This window comes from Pseudoduganella sp. RAF53_2 (assembly GCF_052113985.1).
Taxonomy (GTDB): domain Bacteria; phylum Pseudomonadota; class Gammaproteobacteria; order Burkholderiales; family Burkholderiaceae_D; genus Rugamonas.
On sequence record NZ_JBFRDW010000368.1, the window covers coordinates 1 to 5,936 of the forward strand.

Sequence of the window (5,936 nt, forward strand, 5' to 3'; positions counted from 1 at the left end):
GCGCTATCCCCGTCTGGCGGGCAGCTTGAATCCGCCGGCGCTATCCCCGTCTGGCGGGCAGCTTGAATCCGCCGCGCGAGGGAGTGCGCGATCCGCATGTGGACAGGCTGGTGCAAGCTGCGGCGGTGCTTCACGCGCGCATCGCCCATAGTCTCGATCGCGCCAGCCCGCTTCTGGATGAGGCGCTGCTGGAGGCATTATTCCCAAACACGCTCGCACCATTTCCTGCCAGTGCGATCTTTCGTCTTTCCGCCAGCGCGCGCCGTGGCACGGCATTAGCGGCGCGTGCGGCGGATGGGCGCGTCTCGTCATTCCGCCTGACTGGTGACGCCTGCACAGGCGCAGACGTCACCAGTTTGCGCTGGCGCCCCTGCGAGGGGCCAGGTGGCGAGCATCTGTTATCGCTGACCCTCAGTGGTCTGAGTGCGTCTACTCCCGACACCCTGCGCCTCTACGTGAACGCTGAGCCCGTGCTGCGCGCGGCGTTGCAGAACGCGTTGCTGCTGTATGCCTCCAGCGCGTGGTCTGCAATGCCTGGCGGTCCGGCCGAGCTATTGCCCCGTGTGCCCGTGCGCGTGGCAGGCCTGGACGAGCTTGGCGATTACAGCTGGCAGGTGCTGCGCGAATATCAATGCTTCCCGGAGCGCTTCAACTTTCTGGAGCTGAATCTGGCATCGTTGCGGCGCTTCATCGCATACGGTAACGTTTCCCTGGATATCGCCGTGCCGCTGCGTGCGGACAGCGAATTGGCGCGGACGCTGGCCGGTGTTGAAGCCGGCCATTTGTTGACGGGGTGCGCGCCAGGGGCGAATTTGTTTGCCGCCGCCGCGGCGCCCGTGTACGTCAGCCGGACTTCCAGCGAATATGGCCTCGCGCCTGCGGACAGTTCGCATGTCATCCATGCCATCGACACCGTTCATCTGCTCGCCGCCGATGGCCTGTCGGTCCTGCAGCCGCCGCAAACAATGCGCTTCGGCGCCGCGCCCACCGGCACCTGGACCGCCCGCCGCGCGCTGTTGGACGAACCCGGCCCACCCATGCGCATCAGTTTTGCTCCAGCACCGGCGTGGGCGGCGTCCGAGACGGGGACGGCGACGGCTTCCGTAGGGCTCACGTGCTGCGAGCGCTCCTTGCCGCAGGCTTTTGCGGGCTTCGAGCCGGCTGCGGTGTTGATCGGCACGCCATGCCGCATGCGTGAGGTCGCGGGTGGCATGGCGCTGCGCTGGCGGCTGTTGGCAATGCTGGCGCTGGAGGCCAACCCGGCAAATGTGGAGAATCTCAGGCTGGCGTTTGCGTTGCAAGACCTGGCGGAGTCGGACACGGGCCAGAAGCTGCGTGACGCGCTGGTCGATTTGAAGACCAGGCCGGCGACCATGCGGATGCGCCATAAGCACGGCGCCGCGCCAGTTGATGGCACCGAGCTGCGCGTGACGATAGAAGAACGTGCGCTGGTCGGCGCCAGCGTGGCGGTATTCGTGCATCTGATCGACCAATACCTGTCTTACTCCGTCCACCTGAACACATTCATGCAGCTGGTGGCGATTTCCGCATCAAGCGGCGAGGAGCTCTTGCGATGCCGTCCAAGGAACGGAAATCTGATGTTGTAGGTGGCTACGACTATTTTCGGCTGCTGCAGGCCTTGCGCGAGCAGGGCGCAGTACCGCGCGCGGAGAACGATACCTCGCTGGCTTTCCCGCCAGGCGACATCGCAACCTGCGCAGGCGATGCGGTACGGCCTGCGTTCATGGGGCTGCTCGGCGCGGCAGGCGCACTGCCTTACCATTACACGGAGCGCATCGCCAGAGCGCCCGGCAGCGGGCCGCGCGAATTTCTCGACATGCTGTCCGCCCGCGCGCTCGAACAGTTCGACGCGGCCTGGTACAAGCACCGGCCGGCGGATTTGCTGCCGATGCTGATGGACCTTGGCGGCACGCGCGAACCGGCACTGGCGCAATATGCGGCGATGATGCGCCGCTCCGCAACCTCCGCCGAAGCACTGGGAAAGGCGTTGAGTGATTATTTCGGCGTGCCGCTGCACGTGGAGCAGTTTGCCGGCAACTGGCAGATGCTGGCGCCGCCGCACCGTAATGCGCTTGGACGCGCCAACGCGACGTTGGGCAGCGATACGGCGCTGGGTGGCCGGCAGTGGCGCTGCGATCTGGGCATCAATATCCATATCGGACCGGTGGACGCGGCGGCGCGCGAACAATTTCTGCCGCGCGGTCCGGCGGCCAGGGCGTTGCCGCAAATGCTTGCAGCGATGATGGATGGCTGCATTGAAGCCGTCGCGCATGTTCAGCTGGAGTCCGTTGGCGCAGCTGCGCTGGACGCCAAAGCGCGGCTTGGCTACGACGCGCTGCTGGCCAGGGCTGGGGAAGGAGAGCTGTGTTATAAGATCGGGTATCCAGAATAATAAGGAGACCCCATGAAGACCCTGATCGCCGCAGCGGTCCTGGCCCTGGCCACAGCCGCAAGCGCCGCGCCAAGTAACGCCGAATTAAAGCAGCAAGTTGCCGACACCGAGCGCGCTTTCGCGGCGACCATGGCCAAGCGTGATTTCGCGGCCTTCACCACCTTCCTGTCCGATGAAGCAGTTTTCCATTCCGGCCCCAAGCCGCTGCGTGGCAAGCAAGCCGTGTCCGATTTCTGGAAGAAGTTCTACGAAAAGCCGGACGCGCCGTTCTCCTGGGAGCCGGATGACGTGGAAGTGCTGGACTCCGGCACGCTCGCCCATTCCTCCGGGCCGGTGCACGACCCGAAGGGCAAGCTGATTGGCCGCTTCAATTCCGTATGGCGCCAGGAAGCGCCGGGAAAATGGCGCATCGTGTTCGACAAAGGCCAGGAAGTCTGCAACTGCAAACGTGAGCCCGACCAGCCTTAATCAAGCCGGTTCGGCGTGCTCCACCAGCAGCTGGACGCGTGTGACGCCGTTATATTCGTTGGCGTCGAGGCGGAAGGCCACGCGGGCGCGCTCGCCCAGCGCATCGGTGTGGCCGAACCAGATGGCGTCGTAGCGGGCGCCGTTCTTCTCCAGCAGCAGCTTGAGATGGCGCTCCTTCAGGATGCGCTGGCTCATCACGCGGAACTCGTCGCAGAACACGGGTGGCGCAAAGCCCTGGCCCCAGACCTGGCCGTCCATCAGTTCGATGAATTGGGTGGTGTAGTAAGCGTCTTCCAGCGGACCATCCGTCTCGATCACACGCTCCAGCTGCTGCTCTGACAGCCAGGAGCGGCCCACGGCTTCAAACGCTTCGCAGAACGCGCCGAAAGCCTCGGCGCGCAGACTCAGGCCAGCCGCCATGGCGTGGCCGCCGAATTTGTCGATCAGGCTTGGCGCGCGCTTGGACACCAGATCCAGCGCATCGCGCAAATGGAAGCCGGGGATTGAGCGGCCGGAACCCTTGATCATGCCATCGCCCGCCGGTGCGAACGTAATGGTCGGCCGATAGAACTTCTCTTTCAGGCGCGAGGCCACAATGCCGATCACGCCCTGATGCCAGCCTTCGTCAAACACGCAGATGGTGGTGCTGTTCGCAGGCTGAAAATCCTCCAGATGTATCAAGGCCGCGTCCTGCATCTCAGCTTCGATCTCACGGCGCTGCAGGTTGATGTCGTTCAGCTGCTGGGCCAGTTCCCAGGCGCGCTGTTCGTCATCCGTAATCAGGCACTCGATACCGAGCGACATATCTTCCAGGCGACCGGCCGCGTTCAGACGCGGTCCCAGCGCAAAGCCCAGATCGAACGGCGAGGCCGTGCGCGCCTGGCGGCCGGATACGCGGAACAGCGCCGCCACGCCGGCGTGCATGCGTCCCATGCGCATGCGCTTGATGCCTTGGGCGACGAGGATGCGGTTGTTCGGATCAAGTTTCACCACGTCCGCCACGGTGCCCAAGGCGACTAGGTCGAGCAGCGAATCCAGCTTGGGCTGGGTCTGCGCATCGAACACGCCGCGGCGGCGCAGCTCAGCGCGCAGGGCCAGCAGCACATAGAACACCACACCTACACCAGCCAGATGCTTGGACGGAAAACCGCAGGCAGGCTGGTTTGGATTGACGATCACACGTGCGTCGGGCAGCGCATCGCCGGGCAAGTGGTGGTCGGTCACCACGACCTCGATGCCGCGGCGTTTGGCTTCTTCCACGCCTTCGATGCTGGCGATGCCGTTATCGACGGTGATAATGATGTCCGGCGATTTCTCGCGCGCCGTCAGCGCCACGATTTCCGGCGTGAGGCCGTAGCCGTATTCGAAGCGGTTGGGGACAATGAAATCGACATCCGCGCCCATCGAGCGCAGGCCGCGCAGCGCGGTGGCGCAGGCGGTGGCGCCGTCGCAGTCGTAGTCGGCGACGATGACCATGCGCTTGCGCGCCGCGATGGCGTCGGCCAGGAACACGGCTGCCGCGTCGATGTGCAGCAGGCCGGCGGGCTGCATCAGCGCCGCCAGTTCGCTGGACAGTTCATTCAGGTCCACCAGGCCGCGCGAGGCGTACAGGCGCGCCAGCACAGGATGGACGCCGCCCTGGCGCAGCATTTCGGATTCGCGGGCAGGGCAGGGGCGGATGGCAATGCGGGTCATGACTTGAGATTCTTCAGATTCTGCTGGCGCCAGAACTGGCGCAGCACCATTTTGGTCGTACGGAAGGTGGTGACGCCGTCGCGGTCCGTCAGCACCAGTTTCAGCTCGCCGATGCGGCCTTCGCGCAGGGCGCCCAGCAAAGGCGTGAACCATTCCTGCTCCAGACGCTGCATCTCCATCAGCCATGCGGACCAGTCACCGGCCAGGCCATGCGGCAGCAGGTGGCCCAGCACGGCGGTCTTACGCTCGCCCGGCGTGGCCAGCAAGCGCGCCACATCGCCGTCCCGCAGTTCCGGTGTGCCGAGCGCCGTCAGCCAGCYGGGCGCTGACGACACCAGCAGCGGCGCGGCAGGCGCGGTGGCGCCGGAAGCTGGGGCGCCACCCCACATCCAGAACGAATTCACCGGCGACAGGCGACGCGCCTCGCGCACTTCGTTGACCGGATTTTCGTGCCACAGCATCTGTACTTCGTTCTGCAGCTTCTTGAAGCCCAACGCATTGGGGCCGGTCGGCATCCAGTCGGCCAGATTGGTGCCGATGGCGGCGTCCAGCGACGCCGTATCCAATTCGGACCAGCCGTCGGCGCGCATGAACCAGGTGTTTGCGTCGCCGTAGCGCAGGTCATCGAAGTAGGGCTTGGCCAGTTCGAACAGGGCGCGCGAATCGGCTTCGTTCAGGCCCAGGTTGCGCGGATCGGCCATGGTCAGGTGGTTGCGCGCCAGCTGGATGTGCACGGGGTGCACGATGAACCAGTAACCGTCCTGCGGCGGCGTGCCGAAACCATTCATCACAGCGGCGGCCAGCGGCGCACCGTCGGGACCCGGCGCCAGCCAGTTTTCGTGCGGCAGGACGCGGGCGTCCGAGTCGAAGCGGCGGCGCTCATGCAAATTGTTGCGCGAAAGCAATGCTGCGAGCGACGGCGCCTGCAGGGCGCGGGCGATGTCCGCGGCCAGTTCGGCGGGCGGCAGAGCGAAGGGGATTACGACGGTAGTAGAAGCCATGCGGCATTGTAGAGGATAGGCGGTCCACATGAAATGCTGTTTATATGGCAAACTGCGGGCTTTCGCGTCTTTCCTGCCAACGCAATACATGGGTCTCTTAAAAAAATTGCCATTCGAATGGCTGGTCGGCCTGCGCTACACGCGCGCCGGCAAACGCAGTGGGCGCAATAGTTTTATATCGTTTATCTCCGCAACGTCGATGGCAGGCATCGGCCTGGGCGTAGCGGCGCTGATCGTGGTGCTGTCCGTGTACAACGGCTTCCAGAAAGAAGTCACAGAGCGCATGCTGTCCGTGCTGGGACACGTGGAGATCTACGACATCAGCGGCCTGGGTATGGCCGATTGGCACGCGACAGCGA

General features: G+C 64.7%; 6 protein-coding genes. 4 read left to right on the plus strand and 2 right to left on the minus strand.

Going from position 1 to position 5,936, the window contains the following annotated elements:
- The first annotated feature begins 62 nt into the window (after positions 1-62).
- From AB4Z11_RS20180 to AB4Z11_RS20190, 3 genes are read left to right on the plus strand one after another with little or no spacing between them, the layout of a single operon-like run.
- Positions 63-1,607 (plus strand): type VI secretion system baseplate subunit TssF, encoded by a 1,545-nt coding sequence (locus AB4Z11_RS20180; protein WP_442027205.1) that lies wholly within the window; start codon positions 63-65, stop codon positions 1,605-1,607.
- Positions 1,574-2,413, plus strand: a complete 840-nt coding sequence (tssG, locus tag AB4Z11_RS20185) for a type VI secretion system baseplate subunit TssG (protein WP_442027207.1) — start codon at positions 1,574-1,576, stop codon at positions 2,411-2,413. The genes AB4Z11_RS20180 and tssG overlap by 34 nt, the downstream gene beginning before the upstream one ends.
- 12 nt (positions 2,414-2,425) lie before the next feature.
- Positions 2,426-2,881: a YybH family protein gene (locus AB4Z11_RS20190; RefSeq protein ID WP_442027209.1), complete on the plus strand. Its 456-nt coding sequence runs from the start codon at positions 2,426-2,428 to the stop codon at positions 2,879-2,881.
- Here the strand turns inward: AB4Z11_RS20190 and recJ are convergent, their stop codons facing one another.
- Together recJ and AB4Z11_RS20200 are read right to left on the minus strand one after the other, a co-directional pair.
- Positions 2,882-4,576: a single-stranded-DNA-specific exonuclease RecJ gene (gene recJ / locus AB4Z11_RS20195; RefSeq protein ID WP_442027211.1), complete on the minus strand. Its 1,695-nt coding sequence runs from the start codon at positions 4,574-4,576 to the stop codon at positions 2,882-2,884.
- Entirely contained in the window at positions 4,573-5,577 is a 1,005-nt protein-coding gene (locus tag AB4Z11_RS20200) for a hypothetical protein (RefSeq protein WP_442027213.1), read from the minus strand. The genes recJ and AB4Z11_RS20200 overlap by 4 nt, the downstream gene beginning before the upstream one ends.
- Positions 5,578-5,665: 88 nt before the next feature.
- Between AB4Z11_RS20200 and AB4Z11_RS20205 the strand changes: the two genes are divergently transcribed.
- The coding region (locus tag AB4Z11_RS20205; RefSeq protein WP_442027215.1) for an ABC transporter permease at positions 5,666-5,936 on the plus strand (271 nt) is incomplete at its 3' end.